The sequence below is a fragment of the Massilia sp. Soil_C_3 genome (genome assembly GCF_057657035.1).
On the sequence record NZ_JBDGJG010000012.1, the window covers coordinates 19,762 to 41,686 of the forward strand.

General features: G+C 63.4%; 16 protein-coding genes. 6 read left to right on the forward strand and 10 right to left on the reverse strand.

What is annotated here, in order from left to right; genetic code table 11:
• Nucleotides 1-5 precede the first annotated feature (5 nt).
• On the reverse strand, nt 6-4,463 hold the full coding sequence (locus AC3A6F_RS22430) for a translocation/assembly module TamB domain-containing protein (protein ID WP_487685206.1): 4,458 nt from the start codon (nt 4,461-4,463) through the stop codon (nt 6-8).
• Nucleotides 4,463-6,262, reverse strand: a complete 1,800-nt coding sequence (locus tag AC3A6F_RS22435) for an autotransporter assembly complex protein TamA (protein WP_487685209.1) — start codon at nt 6,260-6,262, stop codon at nt 4,463-4,465. The genes AC3A6F_RS22430 and AC3A6F_RS22435 overlap by 1 nt, the downstream gene beginning before the upstream one ends.
• 236 nt (nt 6,263-6,498) lie before the next feature.
• Between AC3A6F_RS22435 and queC the strand changes: the two genes are divergently transcribed.
• Entirely contained in the window at nt 6,499-7,215 is a 717-nt protein-coding gene (queC, locus tag AC3A6F_RS22440; protein WP_487685212.1) for a 7-cyano-7-deazaguanine synthase QueC, read from the forward strand.
• A 98-nt stretch (nt 7,216-7,313) separates the two neighbouring features.
• On the opposite strand, the gene AC3A6F_RS22445 is transcribed toward queC, so the two are convergent.
• Entirely contained in the window at nt 7,314-7,685 is a 372-nt protein-coding gene (locus AC3A6F_RS22445) for a hypothetical protein (RefSeq protein ID WP_487685215.1), read from the reverse strand.
• Between the two features lie 221 nt (nt 7,686-7,906).
• On the opposite strand from AC3A6F_RS22445, the gene AC3A6F_RS22450 reads away from it, so the two are divergent.
• From AC3A6F_RS22450 to AC3A6F_RS22465, 4 genes are all read left to right on the forward strand, one after another.
• A complete protein-coding gene (locus AC3A6F_RS22450) occupies nt 7,907-8,137 on the forward strand; it encodes a hypothetical protein (protein ID WP_320475287.1) in 231 nt (76 codons plus the stop codon).
• Nucleotides 8,138-8,249: 112 nt separating this feature from the next.
• Nucleotides 8,250-8,753, forward strand: a complete 504-nt coding sequence (locus AC3A6F_RS22455) for a hypothetical protein (RefSeq protein ID WP_487685218.1) — start codon at nt 8,250-8,252, stop codon at nt 8,751-8,753.
• Between the two features lie 89 nt (nt 8,754-8,842).
• The gene (locus AC3A6F_RS22460) at nt 8,843-10,792 is read left to right on the forward strand and encodes a GAF domain-containing sensor histidine kinase (RefSeq protein ID WP_487685221.1); all 1,950 of its coding nucleotides are present in this window, start codon (nt 8,843-8,845) and stop codon (nt 10,790-10,792) included.
• 118 nt (nt 10,793-10,910) lie between these two features.
• A complete protein-coding gene (locus tag AC3A6F_RS22465; RefSeq protein WP_487685224.1) occupies nt 10,911-11,060 on the forward strand; it encodes a hypothetical protein in 150 nt (49 codons plus the stop codon).
• A gap of 665 nt (nt 11,061-11,725) precedes the next feature.
• Here the strand turns inward: AC3A6F_RS22465 and eruA are convergent.
• From eruA to AC3A6F_RS22480, 3 genes are all read right to left on the reverse strand, one after another.
• The gene (gene eruA / locus AC3A6F_RS22470; protein WP_487685227.1) at nt 11,726-15,661 is read right to left on the reverse strand and encodes an NACHT domain-containing antiphage protein EruA; all 3,936 of its coding nucleotides are present in this window, start codon (nt 15,659-15,661) and stop codon (nt 11,726-11,728) included.
• 128 nt (nt 15,662-15,789) lie between these two features.
• Nucleotides 15,790-17,295: a DUF3369 domain-containing protein gene (locus AC3A6F_RS22475; protein WP_487685230.1), complete on the reverse strand. Its 1,506-nt coding sequence runs from the start codon at nt 17,293-17,295 to the stop codon at nt 15,790-15,792.
• A 191-nt stretch (nt 17,296-17,486) separates the two neighbouring features.
• Entirely contained in the window at nt 17,487-18,224 is a 738-nt protein-coding gene (locus tag AC3A6F_RS22480) for a DNA-formamidopyrimidine glycosylase family protein (protein WP_487685233.1), read from the reverse strand.
• Nucleotides 18,225-18,388: 164 nt separating this feature from the next.
• On the opposite strand from AC3A6F_RS22480, the gene AC3A6F_RS22485 reads away from it, so the two are divergent.
• Complete coding sequence (locus tag AC3A6F_RS22485) at nt 18,389-18,883, forward strand: DUF3016 domain-containing protein (protein ID WP_487685236.1); 495 nt, start codon at nt 18,389-18,391, stop codon at nt 18,881-18,883.
• A gap of 206 nt (nt 18,884-19,089) precedes the next feature.
• Here the strand turns inward: AC3A6F_RS22485 and AC3A6F_RS22490 are convergent, their stop codons facing one another.
• The 4 genes from AC3A6F_RS22490 to AC3A6F_RS22505 all read right to left on the reverse strand — a co-directional run bounded on the left by AC3A6F_RS22490 (nt 19,090) and on the right by AC3A6F_RS22505 (nt 21,920).
• The gene (locus AC3A6F_RS22490) at nt 19,090-20,217 is read right to left on the reverse strand and encodes a hypothetical protein (RefSeq protein ID WP_487685239.1); all 1,128 of its coding nucleotides are present in this window, start codon (nt 20,215-20,217) and stop codon (nt 19,090-19,092) included.
• A 22-nt stretch (nt 20,218-20,239) separates the two neighbouring features.
• A complete protein-coding gene (locus tag AC3A6F_RS22495) occupies nt 20,240-20,728 on the reverse strand; it encodes a hypothetical protein (protein ID WP_487685242.1) in 489 nt (162 codons plus the stop codon).
• Nucleotides 20,729-20,753: 25 nt separating this feature from the next.
• On the reverse strand, nt 20,754-21,359 hold the full coding sequence (locus tag AC3A6F_RS22500) for an RNA polymerase sigma factor (protein ID WP_487685245.1): 606 nt from the start codon (nt 21,357-21,359) through the stop codon (nt 20,754-20,756).
• 117 nt (nt 21,360-21,476) lie between these two features.
• Nucleotides 21,477-21,920, reverse strand: coding sequence for a thioesterase family protein (locus AC3A6F_RS22505; RefSeq protein WP_123068576.1), 444 nt, complete (start codon nt 21,918-21,920; stop codon nt 21,477-21,479).
• Between the last annotated feature and the right edge of the window lie 5 nt (nt 21,921-21,925).

Here is a 21,925-nt window from a genome sequence, read left to right on the forward strand (position 1 = left end):
CGTCCTTAGTCGAAGGCCCAGGAATACAGCACGTCGAGCGCGCTATTGGTCCCGGTCTGGAACTGCAGCGCGATGCGCGGCGTGAGCTTGTAGCGCAGGCGCACCAGGCTCGAGGCGGTGCTGGTGCCCTGCTCGAAGCTCAGGTAGGCGCGCGACGAGATGCGCTTGCCGACCGTGACCACGGTGCTTTCCAGACCCGACGAATCGCCGCCGCCGGCGCCCTGCTTGAGTCCCAGTTCGTCGACGCCCAGCGAGTTGGCGATCTTTGACTGGATGCCGCCGGTGCCGCCGCTGCCGCCCAGGAGGGCGCCGGCGGCCGCCGTCAGCACGCCTTTCTGGTCGCCGCTGGCCGCTTCCATGCTGTGCCCCAGCACCAGCCAGGACAGCTTGTCGCTGTCCGACACGTTCGGCGTCGATACCAGGCGCGCGGTGGGCGACTGCGCGGTGCCGCGCACCTGCACGCCCGCTTCGACATTGGTTTCCGAGAGCTGCTCGCCCTCCGGGCGCTTCCTCACCGCCAGGATGTCGAGCGACGGGTTGTCGTAAGGGCCGCTGAAGGTCAGCACCGCGCGCTCGATCGACAGGTTCTGGCCATAGGCGGCGTAGGTGCCATTGACAGCCCGAATTGTTCCATTAATGCGCGGCTGGCCGGCGCCCGTCATGCGCACCCGCGCATTGCCGGCCAGGTAGGCGTCGATGCCCATGGCGCGCACGTGGAAGTCGTCGCCCAGGTCGGCCGCGAGGTCGACCGTGAGCGGCACTTCCTTTTCCTTGGTAGTTGGTGTCTTCTTCTCGGCGCCGCGGCCCAGCACGATCACGTCGTCCGAGATGGTCGGCGTGCCTTGCGGCGCGAATTCGATCAGCGCGCGGTCGGCGCGGAATTTACCCTCCAGCGCGAAGCGGCTGGCGTCGCGCACCAGCGAAGCCTGGCCGCTCATGATCAGGGTGCGGTCCGGACGCGAGAGCGCTTCGAGCTTCTGCATGTTCAGGCGCAGGTCCATGGTCGGCGCGCCGTCGGCGAAGCGCACGAAGCCGCTGGCGGCGGCGCTGCCCTGGCGGCCCTGGAAGGTCAGGCGTTCCACCCGCAGCTGGTCGCCGCCGAGCTGGGCGCGCAACTCGCCGTTCTGCAGGCGCACGCCCTGTTCGGCCCAGCGCACCGCGAGCTTGTCGCCATCGAGGTTGCCGTTCAGGCTCGGGCTGCCGATGGTGCCGCTGCCCGTCATGGCCAGGCGCAGCGCGCCATCGAGTTCCAGTCCCGGCTGGCCGGCCAGCGACGCCAGCCAGGCGATCGACGGGATGTCGGCGTTGGCCGTCATGCGCAGCGGACTGTCGCGCTCGAGGCGGCCGCCCAGCATCTGGGCGTTGGCCTCGACTTTCCCCACGCCGGTGCGGGCGCCGTCGAAGTCCAGGTTCACGCGCAGGCTGCTGCCGACCACTTCGGCGGACGCTTCCAGCCGGCGCAGGCCGAGCGGCACCGGCGTGTCGCCGCCGACGATGGCGTCGCCGGCTTCGCGGAACACGCGCACGTTACCGGCCAGCGAAGGCGCGGCGCCGTCGGCGACAGGCGCGCGCATGTCCACGGACCAGGCCGCGCCCAGCGTCAGGTCGCCGCGCGCATTGTCGGCCAGGGCCGGCGAGAACTGCGCGAGATAAGTGAGCGGCACCTTGTCGGCGTGGCCGCGGCTGCTCCAGCGCGGGCCATCCTTGGTGAGCGTGTCGACCGTGACGCTGCCGTTCGGCAGCGCAATCACGGCGCCGTTGAAGGCGATGCGCTCCGGGCTGGCCAGGCCTCCCAGGCCGGAACCCGGCGCGCCGGCGATCGTGACCGGCACCGGATTCTGCAGGCGCATGGCGTAGCGGCCGCGGTTCTGCAGCGCGGCCAGGGTGCCGCTCCAGGTGTCGCGGTTGAAGCCGCCGCGGATCTCGGTGTTGGCATCGAAGGCTTCGCCCAGGGCCGACAGTTTCACGGCGTGCTGGCCGCGCGTGCCCTCGGTTTGCAGGCGCACCGAGGCCACGCGGGTCTCGCCGCTGACGTAGTCGAGCACTTCGACGTTGCTGACCAGCGGATCGGCCGCGCCGCGGCCCGAACCCAGGTTGGCGCTGGCACGCAGCGAGCGCACATTGTGCGTGCCCAGCGCCCTGATGTTCTGGCCCTCGACCGTGGCGGTCAGCGATGGCGTGTCCATGGTGCCGGACAACACGCCCGAGCCGCGCAGCACGCCGCCGAACTCGGGGCCGAGCGCCGCCAGCTGCGGCGCGTCGATCTTCCAGTTGAGCGCATCGCGGGCGAGGCCGAAGGCGCCGTTGGCGGCGATGACGTTCGGACCGATGCGCAGGTCGACGTCGGCATTGGACACATGGCGGCGGTCGGCCGTGAGGCGCGCATGGCCGCGCAGCGGCGAGTTGGCCAGGGTCGAATCGTCGGCCAGCTTGAAATCGAGCGCGCCGCGCCAGTCGGCGCCGGCGCGGCCGCTGCCGCTGAAGGTCGAGTTGATGTTGCCGGCCAGCGGAGAGCCGAAGGCCGCAGGGTTGAAGCGCTGGGTGCTGCCGCTGGCCTTGACTTCCACCGCGCGCGCGCCCTCGGCGCCGCCGAGCCAGGCTTCGCCGCTGGCGCGCAGCACGCCGCTGCCGTTCTTGCGCTGGGCCGCGACCCAGCCCAGGTCTTGCGCGTTGACCTCGAAGGTGGTGCGCGGCGCTTCCATGGTGCCGCTGACGACGCCGTTGGCGATGACCGCGCCATACAGGTCGCTGCGCACCGCCGCCAGTTGGCGGCCGTCGAGGCGCCAGTTGAGGCGGTCGCCGGCGCCGCCGAAGGCACCCTTCAAGTCGACCTTGTTCTGGCCCAGCGCCAGGTTGGCGTCGATGCCGCTGATGCGTTTCGCATCCGCGCTCAATTTTCCGCTGCCGGACAGCGCCTGGTTCATCAGGCGGCTCTGGCGCACGGCGAAGTCGGCGTCAACCTTCCACTCGGGGCTGAGCGCACCTGAAGCATTGATCGTGGCATTGATGTCGGCCACGGGCAGGTCGCCGAAGGCCGACGGGTCGAAGCGGTTTGCGCTGGCGGTGGCCTTGAAGGCCTTGTCGCCCTCGAGGTTCATGCTGCCGCTGGCAGTGACGCTGCCGCGGCCCGCGTTCAGGCGCGCTTCCTTGAGCGTCGCGACGTTGTTTTCCAGCGTTGCCAGGGCCGACAGGCGCAGGCCGGCGTCGGCCAGATTGGCCTCGAGCGTCTGGCGTGTGGCTTCATTGGTGACGGCGACCGAACCCTTGATCGCGGTCGGCTTCATCGCCGAATGCACCTCGCGCAGGTTGAAACGCTCGGTCTGCAGCGCGAAGCGCGCGGTGCCGATGCCTTCTTCGTCTTTCTCGCGCTGGACGCCGCCGGTGCCGGTGAACTTGCCGGCGGCGCCGAAGTCCAGCAGCACGTCCGAGATCCGCACCGCGTCCAGGCTGCCGCCCAACTGGCCGCGTGCAGAGCGCAGCGGCAGGCGTTGCTGGTCGATCGTGCCTTCCGGCCCGCTATTGGTGATGTCGACGCTGCCGCTGATATTGCGGTTGGCGTCCAGCTTGCCGGCCACGGCCAGGGTCAGGTCGGCGGTCGGCAGGGCGGGGTTGAAGAAGCCCGGATCGAGGTTGCGGCCGTTGATGCGCAGCGCGCGCAGCGGAATCTCGGCGTAGGGCGAGATGGTGAAATGGGCGTCGCCGATGGCGCGCCCGGCCTGGCCGGTGGCGTCGATCTGGGTCGCGTTCTCGATGTCGCCGCCCACCTTCAGCTGTAGCTGGGCGGCGCGCGCGCCGGCGCTGGCCTGCGATTGCGTGAGGCTGCCCGAGGCGTCGATCTTGAACGGACGCTGGGCGCCGAGCGTGGCGTTGGCCGCCACCTGGCCCCAGGGCGTGCTGGCCGCGGCATCCTGCACCACCCAGCTGCGCTTGTCGCCCTTGGCGCGCACGCGGATATTGTCGATCGTCGTTTCGGCGCCGGCGATGTTCACCATCGTCAGGCGGTTCAGCCGTGCATCGTCGGCCTCGATCCGGAACGGCGGCGCGAGGCTCGCCGGCAGCACCGACGGTTCGTCGGTTTCCTTCAGCGTCTGCATGCGCACGCTGGCGGCCCACAGCTTGTCGACCAGGATGCCGCCCGACAGGATCTGCGACGGCGACCAGTCGACGTCGATCTTGAGCGCCGTGACGATCTGTTCGTCGGTGCGCCACACGAGGCGCTCGATGTGCATGGCGCCGTAGATCGAACCGGTGACCCCTAGGACGGTGAGCTTGCCGCCGGTGGCGTCGGCCACGCGCTGGACGATCATTTGCAGGGTGGTCTCGCGGCCGAGATACCACAGCGTGCCGCCGACGATGACGCCGGTGGCGACGACGCCGATCGCCACGCGGCGCGGCCAGCGGCGGGTCTTAGGCGCCTCTTGCTGGTCAGGCGCTGGCGCCTGGTGGTTGTCAGGTGTATCCATCAGAACGTGAATCCGAGTGAGAAGTGCAGGCGCGCCTTGCGCACCGCGTGGCCATAGGCCAGGTCGACATTGATCGGGCCGACCGGGCTGCGCCAGCGCGCGCCGACGCCGTAGCCCGACTTGGGATTGAGGTCGCCGAACTTGTCGGCGGCATTGCCGACGTCGTAGAACACGGCCACGCCCCAGGGCGGCTTGAACCAGTACTGGTATTCGGCGCTGGCGGTGGCCAGGTAGCGCCCGCCGACGGTGGCGCCGTTTTCTTGCACGCCCAGTTCCTGGTAGCCGTAGCCGCGCACCGACTGGTCGCCGCCGGCGCGGAACAGGAAGGTGCTCGGCACGCCCAGCTTCTCTTTCGAGGCCACGGCGCCGGTCTCGCCGCGCAGGATCAGCGAACCGGCGGCGCCGACCGGCTTGTAATAGATGCCGCGCAGGTAAAGGCGCAGGAATTTTTCGTCGGTCAGGATCGGCAGCACGGCGCCGCCGAACTGGGCGTTCCACACATAGCCGTTGGTCGGCTGGATCAGGCTATCGAGCTTGCGCCGGGTGATGCTGTAGGTGAGCGGCAGGCTTTTGGCGCGGGTGGGCTCGAGACCCTCGACTTCGCGTTTCTCGGTCAGCGCCTCGATGGTCAGGCTGCGCTCGAGCAGCGGCGAGCCCCAGGTGCGGCGCGCGGCCACGCTGGCCAGGGTGGTGATCTCGCCGCGCACGTCTTCGCGCTCGACGCCGGCGCTGACGCTGTCGTTATGGCCCTTGGACGAGGTCGGCCAGAAGAATTCGCCCTTCGCGGTCTGGCGTTTCTGTTCGTAGATCAGGTCGCTCTTGAAGCGCTTGCCGAACACGTTCAGGTCGTCGTAGCCCAGCGAGGCGCGGGCGCCGGTGTCGGTCGAGAAGCCGACGCCGGCCTCGACGTTCTTCTGCTTGTTCTCGCTCACGCGCACCACCACCGGCAGCACGGTCGGGCCGGTCGGCGGCTGCGGCGTGGCCGGGTTGGCGTCGTCGTCGTCATCGTCCTTGATGTCGGCGATCTCGGCATTGAGCACGGCGCGCATATCGGTGCTGACCTCGACGCTGTTGAAGTAGCCGGTGTCCTGCACCCGCGACTGCAGGGCCTGCAGGGCGGCTTCGCTGTATTCGTCGCCCGGGTTGATCTTGTTGAGGTTGGTGATGACCTCGCGCGGATAGCGCTTGAGGCCGCGGATGCGCAGCTCGCCGAAGCGCATCTCGGGGCCGGAGTCGATCACCACGCGCAGCAGGGCGCGGCGCGAGTCCGGGTCGACCGTGGCGCTGGTCTCGACCAGGCGCGCGCGCGGGAAGCGCGTCTGCGCTACGTCGCGCAACAGTCCGCGCTTGGCTCCTTCCCAGTCGCCCTGGCGGAACTGGCTGCCGACCGGCAGGGTCCAGCGGTTGCGCAGGGCATTGGCGTCGAACGGCGCGCCGCCCTGCTCGAACGGGGCGAAGCCCTGCAGCACCAGGTCGACGTCGCCCACCAGCACCGGCTGGCCGGGATCGACGATCACGCGCGCCACCGGCCGCTCGCCGCTGGTATCCAAGCCGGCCGAGACCTTGGGCGAGTAATAGCCCTCGGTGGCGATCAGGGTGCGCGCCTGCTCGGGCGCTTCTTTTACGAGCCGTTGCAATTGTTCGAGGTCGACCCGCGCGTTGCCGCGCCAGCGCATCAGGTCGAGGTTATCTTCGAGCAGTTCTTCCAGTGCGCGAGGGGCATCGATGCGTACCGTGTAGTCGACCGCCTGCGCGTTTTCCGGCGTAGCTTGTGCGTACGCGGCGGTGGCGAAAAACAATGCGCCCAATCCCGTCAGCGCATGGCGAACGAGCTGGGAGGAGGGACGCAGGCGGGAAATCGATCGAGGTAACAACATGGCGCTCCACTGAGAATACTCGTTCGCATCTTAACTGATTGGCAAAGTCGATGCCGCCACGGAATGTTGTACGTGCGCCTCGGACCGGCTCGCACACGGTGCCGGCAATCTGTGACAGAATGCCCCGCTTATCGATCACAGTTCTTGTCTTTCACATCATGACCACTCCATCTTCCGACACCGCGCTTGTCCTGTTCAGCGGCGGCCAAGACTCCACCACCTGCCTCGCCTGGGCGCTGCAGCGCTATGCGCGAGTCGAGACGATCGGCTTCGATTATGGCCAGCGCCACGCGATCGAACTGGAGGTGCGCCCAACCCTGCTATCGAAACTGCGCGCGCTCAATCCCGATTGGGACGCGCGCCTGGGCGACGACCACATGATCGACCTGTCCCTGATCTCGAAAATCTCTGACACGGCTTTGACCAGCAATGTTGAGATCGCCATGCAGGAAAACGGCTTGCCGAACACTTTCGTGCCGGGCCGCAACCTGATGTTCATGACGGTGGCGGCCACGGTGGCCTATCGGCGCGGCCTGAACGTGCTGGTGGGCGGCATGTGCGAAACCGACTTCTCGGGCTATCCGGACTGCCGCGACGACACCATGAAGGCGCTGCAGGTGGCGCTCAACCTGGGCATGGCGACGCGCCTGAAGGTCGAGACCCCGCTGATGTGGATCGACAAGGCGCAGACCTGGGAACTGGCGCAGCAGGAGGGCGGCGACACGCTGGTGGACCTGATCCGCTTCGACACCCACACCTGCTACCTGGGCGAGCGTGGCGACGCGCATCCCTGGGGCCATGGCTGCGGCACCTGCCCGGCCTGCGCCCTGCGCGCGCGCGGCTACGAGCAATACGTGGCGCGCAAGCAGGCATAAAAAGGCCGGGACAAGCCCGGCGTAGGGTTGGCGCGGCCGGCGAGGCGGCTTCGCCGCCGACGCGTGATCGCTAGCGGCGCGGTCTTCGCGCAGCTATCTCAAGCAGTGGCGGTCTTTTCCAGGCTGACCTTGCGCGGACGGCTCACCAGGTACCAGACCAGGGCCACCGGAATCACGAGCGGCAGCAGCAGCGGCGAAATGGCCAGGGCCAGAACGATGGCGCCGATGCCCAGCGAGCCCAGCAGCATCACGCCGACGCCGGCGAATATCACCGCCAGCAGCGCGCCCACCATGATGGTGATGAACAGCGCCAGCAAGGCGCCGCCGCCCGCGAACAGGGTGGCCAGCATCCAGCCCAGCGGGCCGTCGATCTCGTCGCCGTCGAAGTTCACCGTCATGTCATTGCCCCAGCTGTTGAACAGCAGCGCGGCGAACAGGAACAGGATGATGTAGGGGGCGTATTTTTTCATGGCGGTCCTCGCGGTTGGGGTAGTAGTCGGTTCAGCGTTTTGTTCTTGCATGCTCGAACTGTATGCTTCCACACGCGGCGCGGCCACCGGTGTGCGACAGGCCGCACGTTTTGCGGGACGAAAGGTGCATAGGCCGGGCTGGGCAGAACTGCCGGCAATTTTTTTGCTTGTAATGCCTGTCGCGTTTCCTATACTGGTTCTCTCTGTTACAGGGGGAGCCTATGTACGCTGTCTTTCATGGAATCCGGGGCGGCCTTGCCCACGCCGGCGGCGGCGCCAAGAATCCGCCATCGGCGCCGCCCGCGATACCGCCGATCATCATCAACCCGTTCAACCGGCATACGCCGGCGCCAAACGGCGACCCGCGGCCTATCCCCGTGGGTCCCCCGATCGTGCCGCCGCCAGGCCCCGACTGGCGCTGTCCGCGCATCGTCGACGACTGTCCGGCCTGATATTGTCGAGTCAGTCCACAAAAGCCCGCGCTGCTTGCCTGTGCGGGCTTTTTCATGGGTCCCGTTTCATCTATGATCGAGGTTTTGGGCGCGAGCCCGCCGAAGGAAGCAGATGAACGACCAGACCCACGATCACGACGACGAAGAGCAGGACACCGGTCCGGTGCAGGAACCCCGCCTGTGGCAGGGCAATGGCTGGACCGCGCGCGTGATCAAGAACGACGATGACGAAGGCTGGGCGGTGGCGATGTACAAGGACGGCGAGCCGGAACCGGCGCTGGTCGGCCCGTGGACCATGGGCCGCGACAAGAAGAACCCGAAGCCGCTCGACGTGAATGCCTTCAATACGCTGATCAAGACCGCGTCCGAGGTGATCCGCCGCCACGAGCAGCACATGCACGCGATCCTGCACAAGAATCTGTTCGTGTCGACCGGCGAGGGCGAACTGAAAGTGACGCTCGACATCGTGCCGGACGACGACGACCCCTATGCCATGCTGGCCGCGACGGACGAGATGGGCGAGCAGGTGGCGAAGGTGCGGGTGGCCCCGACCTTCAAGCTGACCCAGGCTTCGGCCCTGGCCTGGATCGAGAACGATTTCCGCGCCCCGCGCTGAAAAGCCACATTTACTCGCCGTAGACCGCTGCGGCAGGCGGCAAACTGCTACTATTTCCTCTGCGCATTTATTGATTACGTGGGGGAAGCATGGAACGTCTTGACCGGCTGGAAGCGGTCCAGTCGATGCTGCTCGAGATCGGGCAATTATCGACCAGCTGCAGCGACATCACCGCCTTCATCGAGGCCGTGCACCGGGCGCTGGGCCGCATCATGTATGCGGCCAATTTCTACGTCGCACTGGCCGACCGCGAAGACGGTACGGTGCGCTTTCCCTATTTCGTCGACGAGGCCGACGGGAGTCGTGATCCAGAAGAGCGTATAACCCTGGCCTCGCCCGAGCAGTCGCCGACCGCCTGGGTGCTGCTCAACCGCCAGACGCTGGTGCTGACGGCGGCCGATTTCCACGAACGCCTGAAGAATAGCGGGCGCTGGGGCGATGGCAGCGTGCCGGAACATTTCGTCGCTTGCCCGCTGCTGGACCAGAATCACCAGGCGCTGGGGGCGATCGTCATCCAGAGCTATTCCCCCGAAGAGACCTACAGTGCGGAAGACCAGGCGCTGTTTGGATTGATCGCCAACCACGTGTCCAACGCGCTGCAGGGCCTGCAGAGCATGGACCGGCTGGAGCGCGCGGTGCAGGAGCGTACCGCGGCCCTCGCACACGAGGTCGCCGAGCGCGGCCGCGCCGAGAAGGTGCAGCATGCGCTGTACCAGATCGCCGACCTGTCGGCCCAGGCGCTCGACACCGATCTGCTCAGCGCCAGCCTGCACGAGATCATCGGCGAGCTGATGGTGGCCGACAATTTTTTGATCGCGCTCTACCACCCGGATACGCAAGAGATCAGCATCCCGTATTTCGTCGACCAGAAGGACAGCGCGCCCTCGCTGCAGCGCTTCCCGTTCGGCAAGGCCATGTGCTCCTACGTCTTGTCGAGCAAGCAGGCGCAGTTGCACGACCTGGGCAGCTTCCGCCAACTGGTGGCCAACGGCATCGTCACCGAGCCTCTCGGCAATACCGAGATCGCGAGCTGGATGGGGGCGCCGATGCTCGTCCACGAGAAGCCGTATGGCGTGCTGGTGGTGCAGAGCTACGATCCGGCGATCGTCTATACCAAGGCCGACCTGGATTTGCTGGCCTTCATGGCCAGCCACGTGGCGGTGGCGATCGCGCGCATGCAGGCCGACCGCAAGATCCGCAAGGCCAAGCAGGAACTCGAGCAGCAGAATGCGGCGCTGAACGACGCCCTGCATGCGCTGCAAGAGGCGCAGTCGGAACTGGTGCGCCAGGAAAAGCTGGCGTCGCTGGGACGCCTGGTGGCGGGCGTGGCGCATGAGATCAATACCCCGCTGGGCATTTGCGTGACCGCGACCAGCCACCTGGTGCAGGAACTCAAGCTCACGCGCGAGGAACTGGCGGCGGGGGAGATGACCGAAGAGAGCTTGGCCACCTTCTTCGACGTGGTCGACCAGTCGCTGCGCATCATGACCACCAATACCCAGCGCGCCGCGGCGCTCGTGCGCAGCTTCAAGCAGGTGGCGGTGGACCAGTCGTCGGGCGATATTCGCAGCTTCAATCTCGATGCTTATCTGCGGGAAGTGCTGCTGTCATTGCAGCCGAAGCTGAAAGGGCGGCCGGTGAAGGTGGAGGTCGATTGTCCGAAGGACCTGGTGCTGGACAGTTATCCGGGGGCAGTGTCGCAGATCGTCACCAATATGGTGATGAACTCGCTGGTGCACGGGTTTGAGCGCGATCAGCCGGGCAATATCGCGGTGCGGGCGGCGGTCGAAGAAGATGGTTGGGTGGTGCTCGACTATGCCGACGACGGGGCGGGGATGGACAAGGACACGCTGGACAAGCTGTTCGATCCGTTTTTTACCACCAAGCGGGGGACGGGGGGGAGCGGGTTGGGGGCGCATATCCTGTACAACCTGGTGACCGGGGCGTTGGGTGGGACGGTGAGGGTGGAGAGTGCGCCGGGGGAGGGGTTGCGGTATCACTTGCGGTTTCCGCAGTCGCAGCGCAAGAGTGAGCGATGAAAAACAGGCCGGAGGCCGCTCTGTCTAAAAGGTCCGGGTTTTATTGTTAAATCTGTCCGGCTATTTTCGACGGGGTGCAAGAGGATTTTTCAGCGTGGTCTGGTGATCGGAGAAAAATATGAAAATTTTGCTTATTGACGGTATCGCTGACCAAGGTACGACAGATCTGCCTGAAACCGTATTGGCAGGTTGGCATTCATTCAAGCCAGAAGGAGACTTTGCATCCGCCGACTGGTCCACCATGACTATGAACCCCACTTCTTTCTGATCGAGCAGGCTTATTCAAAGCGCCCACGAAAAATCCAATTAATAATGATTCAAGAACGAATGCCAGCGGCCGTCGCTTGCGTCCTGGTGGGCGAAAATTTCGGTGGCTCAGCAGTGGTCGATGACGAAGAGTCTGACTGATGCGGAATAGCGTCGCGAGCGCCCGGCAGCTGGCCGGTAGTCAGCAGAGAGAAACGATAGAAGAACAATGAAAAAATTGACAATTACTGGGGTACTGCTGATTTTGACAGGATGTGCAGCTGGAGTTAAACCCATCACTACTCCAGATGGCAAATCGGGCTTTGTCGTTACATGTGACGGATCGGCCGATGACTGGTCGACATGCTATCAGATTTGCTAGATTTAGGTATGGGTAACGAGGGTACTACTATCCGGCTCGGCCTTGCATGCGGGAAAATACAGAAGGCGCTATCGAAAGAGGTACGCGACTACCTCACGGAAAAGGCATTCTTTTTTTGGTCACCAGAAGACATCAGGTCGCGCGTCCTCGCATTGGCGAACAGTGATTATAAAAACGACACAGCGACAATGGTTGCGAAAATTCTGATGCGGGGGTAGGCAACGATCAGGGAGTCAGAAGAATAGAAGTTTGAATAGCAAATTGGTTGTGCTGTAGTGCTTACTTGCGGCAGATTGCTCGAATCTTTAGCTGAGCGGTCGGCTGCGGCTTAGGTCCATCACCATGACCGCAACTCGATCGTTCAGTGCCGCTTGGCTGGAGGAGGTCAGCAGCTGTTGAAGGTCTTGAGGGCTGGTTGGTATCGCGCGTTCTCGACCGGGTGTTCGCAACCGTTTGGATGGATCGTCCTGGTGACCAAACCAGAGTACCAAGTAGATACCACGCCCCTCGGCACTCCAATCTTGCGAATAAAATTTGTCGAGCTGAGAGTCAGCCGCGTGCCACAGGTCGCGATGCCATTGGCACTTGATTTCGATGGGCATTCTCAGCATGCCGACCGCACACCCAATGTCCACTTCCTTATCCCCGCCAACGTGAACCTCCGGCGTCAGTATGACATCGCGACACATTTGGCGTAGCAACAGCAATAAGTGATCGCGGCACCATTCCTCATTCTGGGGAATGTGATTTCCATCATAGAAGCCACGCCAGGACTCAACGTCGTCACTGGATACCATGCGTTGCACAACATCGAGCTCTTCCAACATAAATTGCTGCAGATCCGGCATCGTGACAGGCGCCGTATCACGCGTGATTGCGGTGATCGCCTCGAGCGTTGGTGGCGAGTATGACGTCTCGACGCGCAGCCGCGCTTGCTCCGTGGCGACCATTTTGATTGTGTCGAGGTAACCATCTGACGGTGCATCGCGAAGCCGTAAGATAGCTTGCGCCGCAGCGGTGCTCGGTTCATTGCCAAGTCTCTTGATCAGCGAGGTGACGTAGTCGCTGGCGTCCCACGGATTTGTGTCTCCCCACGTTCCGCCGTCAGGCCGATGCGCGGCGGGCCAAAGCAAGCGGAATGTCGTGATTAGCCATTCGAGCTGGTTCGTCTCAAAAGGAATGGAGGGTCTTTCTCCACCTGAACGATCACGTACATGCCAGATTAATTCAGGTGGGAGGGGGCGCCCGGTCAGCTCTGCAGCTGTTTCGATAAACCTCACAATCAGGCCGATCGCGACCCAATTGCGTCGGCGTCGTTCGTCGTCCAGGTTGCGTCTCTCAGACAGGTGTGTACGGAGCTCCTCATAACGATTGGACCGTATAAGTCGGTCGACAAGTTCTTCTTCCACCTCGGCAGCAATTTGAGGAAAGCGCGTGAGCCATTCGGCCGCGAGTTGATTCGCAAAAGCGACATCCTTGCCCCGCATCAGGGAATAGAGGCCTGATATGCGCGTCAACCCGGCCTCTAGCTGGGGCTCATGGTACTTGCGCATTGCGCTCAGCCAGAGTCCTCGTGCTTTTACTTCAGCTTCCACGGCCTGTTCCAGGGTATCAATCGTTGCATTGTGCTTATAGCTGATGCGCATCAATTCAAAGAGAGCCGCGAGCAGCCGGTCGTCGCTGACATCCGCCAGTCTTGCGCCCTGTCGTACGCGCTCGGCGAGCGCGACGATAATGATGAGAATGGAATCCCTCCACTGAGACTGCGCGAAGCTGGCGGCCAGTTCATCTGCCGTCGGCGTGCTCGGTCCGTCGACTAGGTAGGCTTCGAAACCGGAGGAGGCAGCTGCAGCAATGTCGGCGCCAAGCCAGTCGGCAATGCGCTCATGCGATGGCAAGGTCTGTTCGTTGATGTCACTGAATAAGCCGAGATAAGCCTTGGCTGGTCCAATGAGCGCTCCGTAGTCTGCAGTGCGCACGCGCGCGATATGCTCTTTGTAATGAGCCCGCATCTTCGTACGTTGGGCAAGGAATTTCGTCCTGTGACGTTCTGCGCGCAGGTCGTTCTCGCGTTTCCAACTCGGAGGCTCTGCAAGTCGCATTAGCCATTGCAGCAGGTCTGGCCGATGCTCTGCGAACGGGAGCGCTACAGCCCGCACTGTTGCGCCGGTCTCACCATCATGCCGGGCCATCTGCACAACATCTTTCCAACGCATGTCATCCTTGAATGTCTGGTCGAGTGCCTGTAGTAAGACGATCACGTCGTCCGGGGTTGGTGCTAGGCCACTTGAACGATCGGTCATGCGACAGAACCGTTCCCATGGCGTCGCTTCTCCTGGGAGATCTAGAATCACGAGCCTTTGTATCGCACGCCGCAGCTCTTGATTTTCCTGTAAGTGCTTGGCAAGCACGGCCCGGGTTTCTCTTTGATAGCCGTCACTCTCGTCAAAATGCTGGATCCAGGACCACAGCCGATCGGCCTGCGCTGGCGCACCAGCAATGCGCCGTGACAGCAAGTGATAGGCAAACTCGCTCAGTTCATAGCCGTCTCGATGTTCAGACGGCTCACCAAGTGCAGACGCTTTGGCAGCGAGTTTATCGAGAATGCCGTCCAGCCGACCGTCAGGAAGCCGGCGTTCCAACACGTAGAGCACTCCGACCGTCTGGCTTTCTTTGGTCGCATATGAAACCGCCAAGTCGACAATCAGCTCGTCACTAAAATGTTGATAGCCGATTTCCTCCATCAGCTCGATTGCCAGACGTACCGACAGCTCATCGCCTTGGTCCAGCAGCCGAGTCATCATCTGGGACCAGTCATCGCTGGCCATAAGTGGCACGAGAGCTTGGCCTGCGGACTTTCGGCACGCAAAGGCCATATTTGCGTCGAACACGAGGTCACGTAGTTCGCTGACGAGTTGCGTGGCTGTTGGCGCATCCTTCAGCGCTCGGAGAATGAGCATGCGCAGGCCGAAGGCAGTGCCTTCGGACGTGATCAGCCTACGCAAATCATCGAGCATCGCAGGTTGCGCGATACCGTCCAGCAAGATATCTCCCCGATTCCAAAGCAAACCCGGGTCGGATTCCGCGACACGTTCCAGTGCTTTCAACAACCTTGTGGTGTGAGCGGGAAGCAGGGTGCTGGGGTCGCCATATTCGATCAGGCCCGTAGGGTCAGCGTCGATGACGGCTGGGGCGAATTCTGCGTCGAGTGCGAGCCAAGCATGGATGCCACGAAGGCTCGCGGGGACCAAACCTCGGGCATGGAACATTGAAAGCATCCGCCTGCGCTTGCGGGGCGTATTCGCCGACTTTGTCAGCCAGCGAGCTCCAAGGTATTCACCAATTCGCCGGTGCCAGTAACGAAATCGATCTGTGCCATCCGCCGTGAACAGTCGAGTACCAAGCATTACGTCGACTTCTTCGGCGCCAGGCAGGAAACGCACGTCAGTAAGGGAAAGCTCGTCAGGACCGATATATGCCGCCGCTTTACGGCTGATAACGTCGCTACCGCTGAGAATCAAAGCGGCGCTTGCGGCCCCCGCTGCTGCAAGCGCAATCTCTTTAGCTAATTGTGGTTCGGCCTTGCGTTCGTTATGCTCGACACGCAACACGTCGATCGAACGCTCAAGGAGCGCACTATTGGATTCAGGAAGGGGCCCGCTATTGCAAACCTTCGCAAGCAGCTCCAGTGTTTGCGGGTTGCCGAGCATGCCGTGCAGGTTTCGCGAGTTGAAGTGGGCAACGACCTCTCGCGCCTTAGCTGTTCCAACGAGACTGCTCAAGAAGTCGACGGAGTCGTCCTCGTCAAAAGGAACAAGATGCATCTCCAGGGGATTGCATGCGTACTGTCCGCGAATGCCTTCCACTGCCGTAGCACTGCGCCAGTCCGCCACCCGGCAAGACAAGATAAAACGCGGGAACCCAAGATCAGCCAGGCGGCCAAGCACTAAATCGACAGCATCCCCATGCTTATGAGCACTGACCTCGTCGATCGCATCGACCACTAAAACTCGGAACGAGCCTAGGAATTGTCGCGGGGCCGGATGATTAATAAGACTGCGGGCTGTGCACAGCACATAGTCCGGAGAATGGGCAATCCAGTGGAGAAGTGAAGTCTTCCCCATTCCCGCTTCACCGAGAATGATCAAAGGCTCTAAGCGGTGGAGGGTCTCAGCTTGAGTCGTGGTAACCCGGCCATTGTCCTCGTACCAGAGCTTCCGTTCAATGTGCTTGCTCTTCATCGTTGCCATTAAAACATAGCTCGGTACCTCTGGAGCAATCAGCTTGCATCGCCAATATCAAGCATGCTCAAGCTTGGATATCGCTAACAGTTATTGCGGTTCAGTTCAGCGCCATCCGAGCCACGACATCAATCCGGCCACTTCTCATTGATCGCCAACGCCTTATCCATATTCTTGATCAGCAGATCGACATACTTCGGATCCAGATGGTGCCCCGCAACCTCGCGCAGGTGCTCGGTCACTTTCGCCGGCGGCCACGCATCCTTGTAGCAGCGCTTGTGGCTCAGCGCATCGAACACGTCGGCCACCGCCACGATCCGCGCATACGGGTGGATGTCTTCACCGCGTAGCCCCTGCGGATAGCCGCTGCCGTCGAACTTCTCGTGGTGCTGGTGGGCGATCACCGCCGCCGCCTTCAGGATCGGGCGTTGCGAGCCGTCCAGGATCTGCAGCCCGATGGTCGGGTGCTGCTTCATGATTTCCCACTCTTCTTCGGTGAGCTTGCCCGGCTTGAGCAGCACCGCGTCGGGCGTGGCGATCTTGCCCACGTCGTGCATCGGCGCGGCATGCATCAAGACCGCCGTCTCGTCTTCCGGCATGCCCGAAGCCTGGGCCAGCATGTGGCAGACCTGGGACATGCGGCGCACGTGGTTGCCCGCCTCGTGCGACCGCGATTCGACCACGTCGCCCAGGCGCAGGATCAGCTCGGCCTGGGTATCGGTGATTTCCTGATTGAGAAGGATGTTGTCGAAGGCGATCGCCACGCCCGAGCAGAACACCTCGAGCAGCTGGGCGTCGATGTCCGATATCTCGTCCACGCCCTTGAGCACCAGCAGCGAGGCCTTGCCGCTATTGTTCGGGAAGTAGCCGACATAGGTGTCGCCGTGCAGGCGCGAGATGCGGTTGTGGCGCGCGTCGTCCAGCTGGCTGAGCAGTTCTGGGCCGATCTCTTCCTCGCCCATCTCGCCGATCTGGGCCAGTACCTCGTACTGGCTGGTGCCGGTGATCACGCTGGCCGCCTTCAGGCGCAGCAGCATGCTCTGCTCCAGGCGCAGCAGGGCCACCACCTGCTGCAGCAGGCCGTTGGCGAAGTCCTTCAGGTTGCGTTGCTGGAAGATGTGGGCGGAGGCCGCGATCACCCGTTCCAGGCCTTCGCGATAGGTCTGTTGCACGCGGCGCGCTTCCTCGACCTTCATGATGTCGCGGTAGGCGCGCAGGGCGGCGAAAGTGGTGGTGAACAGCTTGGTGCGGTCGAGCTCGGTCTTTTCCTTGTAGTCGTTGATGTCGTAGTCGACGATCACGCGCTCCTCGGGCGCCTGGCCCGGCTGGCCGGTGCGCAGCACGATGCGGGTAAATTGATTGTCGAGCTCCTGGCGCATCCAGCGCGCCACTTCGAGGCCGCTGTCCTCGCGCTCCATCACCACGTCTAGGAAGACCAGCGCGATGTCCTTCTCGCGCGCCAGCACTTCCTTCGCCTCGGCGCCGCTGTAGGCATGCACGAAGGATAGCGCACGGCCGTCGAGGCGAAAGCGCGCCAGGGTCAGCTTGGTAATGTCGTGGATGTCGGGTTCGTCATCGACCAGCAATACTTTCCAGGGTGCGAGCTTGGGCGCAGCGGAAGACAGGAAGGACATAGACGAATCCGATATCGTAGGAAAAGTTGTCTGGACATGCAATTTCTGAACGCAAACGTAGCCCAGAGTCAAGTCGATTGTAGTACGACACATGACCCTTAACAACAGGCAATATTGAAATTGTGCAGCGACAATGTAACAGCTACTCTGCCGAAAGTGAGAGGTCTGTTGCAGGCAGTAGACAGCACGCTTCAGGCATAGAGTTTTTGACAACGTTCGCAATAAAAGGCGCGCCGTTGTGTATTGCCGAGATTAGCTTTTTTAAAAGGAATATCGCAGCGGGGGCAGATCTTTTTGGCATGGGCCAGCCAGTGCTGCTTGAGCACGAACGCTTTTTTCCAGCCGAGGAAATCGAAGCTGTACTGGCGCGCCTCATCGACGAGGGCCCGCAGCTTGGGCGCCGGCAGCGCCCCCATGGTCGACAGCGGATGGACGCGGATGCGAAACAGCACCTCGTTCTTGATGATGTTGCCGACGCCGGAAAAAATGTCCTGGTCGAGCAGGGCGTCGCAGGCGAGCAGCTCGGGTTGCGCGCGCAGCTTCTTGCGCGCCTGTTTCGGATCCCAGCTGTCCGACATGACGTCGGCGCTGAAATCGTAGGCCTCGAAGGTCGCGCGGTCGATCTCGCGGACCGCGCAGGCATAGAAATTCATTTCGCCGCCGTCTTGCGTCTCGATCGACAGCCTCGGTTCCTTGTCGCGCCGCTCGTCGATGCGGTAGGTGCCGAACAGCAAAAAATGGATGCGCAGGACGAGGTCGGGCGTTTCGATCAGAAAATGCTTGCCCCAGGTATGCAGGCCGACGATGCGCTGGCCTACCAGCCGCTCCGGGTCGACGGCGCGCACGTTGCCGCCGGCGCGCACGATGGCCTGGCCCACGAAACGGGCCGATTGTTCCTTCAAGATGACGAGCGATGGACCTTCCGGCATGGCATTCTCCCTTGTGCCATTCTCATCCATCACCATCTATTGGGCATGTGCGGGGCCTAACATTTGGATACAAACTACGACGATTCGAGACGAGCACGGCTGCACGAAGCGGCGTATATTTCAATGCAATACGAACGATAAAAGCGATCCGAGGAGCTACAGCGATGAAATCATTACTGATGAAAACGGCCTGCGCGGGCCTGTTCGCGCTGACAGCCGGCGCCGCGTCGGCCGGCGTCACCGTGAATTACATCGAATCCGATAAATTTGCCGACCTGCCTTTCGCGCCATGGGAGCGCGAGCAGGTGCTCAAGGACTTGAGCGACTATTTCACCAAGCTGGGCGCCCAGCTGCCGGAAGGCCAGGACCTGACGATCGACGTCACCGACATCGACCTCGCAGGCCGCGAGTACCCGAACTTCCGCGGCGGCCGCGAGCTGCGCATCCTGAAAGGCACGGCGGACTGGCCGATCATCAACCTGCGTTATTCGCTGACCCAGAACGGGCAGGTGCTCAAGGGCGGCGATGCACGCCTGGCCGACATGAATTATATGCAGCGCATCAACCGCATGTCGGATAACGACAGCCTGCGTGCCGAGAAGCGCATGATTGATGAGTGGTTCGACGAGACTATCCTGGCCAAGAAGCGGGGGAGTTGAGGGGTTGATGTCTCTTATGAGCCGATAACGCCAACTCTGTCGTTATCATCAGCACGTCGTCCCCGCGGAGGCGGGGACCCAATCTTGCAAGCGTTGCGACGACGTTTGCAGCACTTGGGTCCCCGCCTGCGCGGGGAGTCGTTACTGCCAGTGGCAGTAACGACGTTTTGGGGCCGACGGAAAATGGTTGCTTGGCCGTCTGGCCGTTAATCGTCCTTGCCGCCCGTCCTGGTGCTGCTCACCTTGTGCGGATCGCGCACCGTATAGTCCGATGGAACACTGAACAGGGCGGCAGGCGGTTCGCTGCGCTTGAGCTTGTCGAGCCGGTACACCACGTCGCCGCTGCGCGGGTCGCTGCGCTTGTGGTACACCGTCACCTGCAGCTCGGGCGAATACCAGGTTTCGCTGCTGACCTCGATCGGCGCGCGGTTGCCGATCTCGCCGGCCGGGATCGTGTAGCTGCGCTGGTTGCCCTCGGCGCGCACGCCCGAGAAATCGCGTCCGCCCAGTTCGCGTGTGACCGCCTTGGCCGACCATTTGCCGTCGTTGACAGCGCCGATGATCATCGGCGCGATCTGGGCCGACATCGCCCGCGCCGCCGGCATGGCCGCAGCGGCCGGCTGGGCGACGCGCACGCTCACCTCGGTCGCGTCCAGGCCGCGCTGGACGTCCTTGACGATGACGTGCGTGCCCTCCGGCAGCTTGCCTTCCTTGCGCAGCTGGTCGATGCGCTCGCGTGTCTGGTCGGCCGCGCGCCGTTGCTGGTCGGCGATGGCGCGTGCGCCTTCGGCCTGGGCGCGGGCCTGGGCCGCGGCGATCCGGGCTTGCGTCGCTGCGGCGCGCGCCGCATCCGCTTCGGCCCGGGCCAGCTCGGACTTCATGTCGAGGCGCGTGGCGCTCTTGCGCTGCGGATTCAGGATCCAGCGCGCGCCTTCGACCGGGTCGCTGATGGTGACGGTGCGCACCTCGCCGTCGTCGCCGTGCACCTCGGTGCGGGTGCGGCCGGCGGCGTCGCGATACTGCATCGAGCGCGAGGTGTTGACGATCTGGTTGCCGTCCGCCAGCCGCTGCATGCTCTCCGAGACCGCTTCGGCGCTGTAGGGCGCGTTCTTGACGATGCCGGAACTCGAGATCCTGAGCATCGATGCGGCCAGGCTGGCGCTGTCGCCGGCGCGCTGCGCGGCCTGCTGGCCGGGCGGCAGTGTCACCGTGCCCTGGCGGATCACGATGCGGCGTTCGCCGTCGCTGCCCTGGTCGATCGTATAGTCCTCTGCCAATGCCGGCGCAAAGGCGGTTGCCAGCAGGGTGGCGATCAGGATGTTCCTGGTATTCATACAGTCCTCACAGTCAATCGTGTCAGTTGACGGCGCTCAGGCGCACCGCCAGGGGATGGCCGTCCTGCGCCACCAGCATTTCGGCGCGCACCGTCTCGCCCGCGGTCTGCGGATTGAGCGGCATGCCCAGCGGCGCCAGCGCGCTCTGCGGCAGCTCGGCTTCGACCACCCGGGTATAGGGTTCGCTTTCGATCCGTTCCAGCGATTCGAGGGCGATGAAGGCGGCGCCGTCGTCAAAGCCGATCACCGGCGTGCCGATCGTGACCGCCTGGTGTGGCGACAGCGCCAGCAGCAGCGCCACCCCACACATCGATGCCAGGGCGCCGGCCGTGCCCCATTGGGGCAGCGACAGCTTGCGGTACCAGGGCTGCTTTTTGGGGAACTGGCGGGCGAAGGCCTGCATCAATTCCTTTTCCACGCAGCGTGGCGCGTCGTGTCCGGCCAGCTCGCTGCGCAGCGCGGCGAAGCCGGTGGCGAGTAGCGGGTCGGGAATGTCGTTGTGGTTATTCATCATTCTTCCTTCAGCATCTGTGGCTTCATGCGAGATGCGCATCGTGCGGCGGTGCGCTCTGCAACCCGTGCAACCGCTTGGCCAGCGCCGCCCGGCCACGCGCCAGCCGCGAGCGCACGGTGCCGATGTCCACCTGGCAGACGGTGGCGATTTCCTGGTACGACAGGTCGTGCAGCTCGTACAGGATCACCGGATCGCGGTAGTGCGGCGGGAGCAGCGACAATGCGCGCCGCACTTCTTCCGCCATTTCGTTGCCGAGCAGCCGCGCCAGCGGTCCGGCGGCGTCGCTGGCAGTGTCCAGCTCCAGGTCGCCGTCATCGTCCGAGAGCTCGGGCAACTGCGGATGGCGCTGGCGCGCTTCGTCCAGCTTGAGCGCCAGGTTGCGCGCCACGCCGAACAGGAAGTGCTGCAGCTGGCCGCGCAGCGGGTCGTAGCCGAGCCGTCCCGTCAGCAGCCCCATAAAGGCTTCCTGCACGATGTCGGCCGCCGCCTCGCCCGAGCCGCAGCGCAGCAGCGCATAGCGGTACAAGGGCCCCTGGTGCCGCCGGTACAGCGCCGTGAATGCATCGGCCTGTCCGGCGTGGACCTGGCGCAGCAGTTCGGTGTCAAGTTGTTCTGTCGTCAAGGTCATGGCAGTCTTCTTTTCTTGTATTCCGCCGGGGGCCTCAAAAAGTTCCCACTTTTTTTAGAAAACAAAACGCCCCGTGCCGGAAACCGGGACGGGGCGTGCTCATGGGGTTTGGCCGACTCAGTCGATCCAGTTCACGCGTTCGAATTTATTGCGGAAGTCTTCCGGCATGTAGCAAACCTGGCTGGACTTGTAGTTGTAGAAGACGAAGCCGGACTTGGCCATGGCGATGAGGGTCTTGTCGCGCGGGCGGGTGATGCGGAAGATCAGGTCGCCGCCGTATTTATTGAAATCCATGACGCCGACTTCGAACAGCAACTGGTCGCGTCCATACGCTTCGGCGCGGTAGGTCGCGGCCAGGTCGGTGACGATGATGCCATTGCCGTCGCGCTCGGTCTCTGCGACGCCAAACTCGAACAGGAAGCGCGCCCTGGCCTCGGAGATCATCGCGATCATCGATTCATTGCCCAGGTGGTTGGCGGCGTTGATGTCCGTGACCCTTACCGTCAGCTGCGTCGAATAGTAAAACTGGTCTTCGGGAAGATTGAGTTGTAAGCGTGCCATCTCTT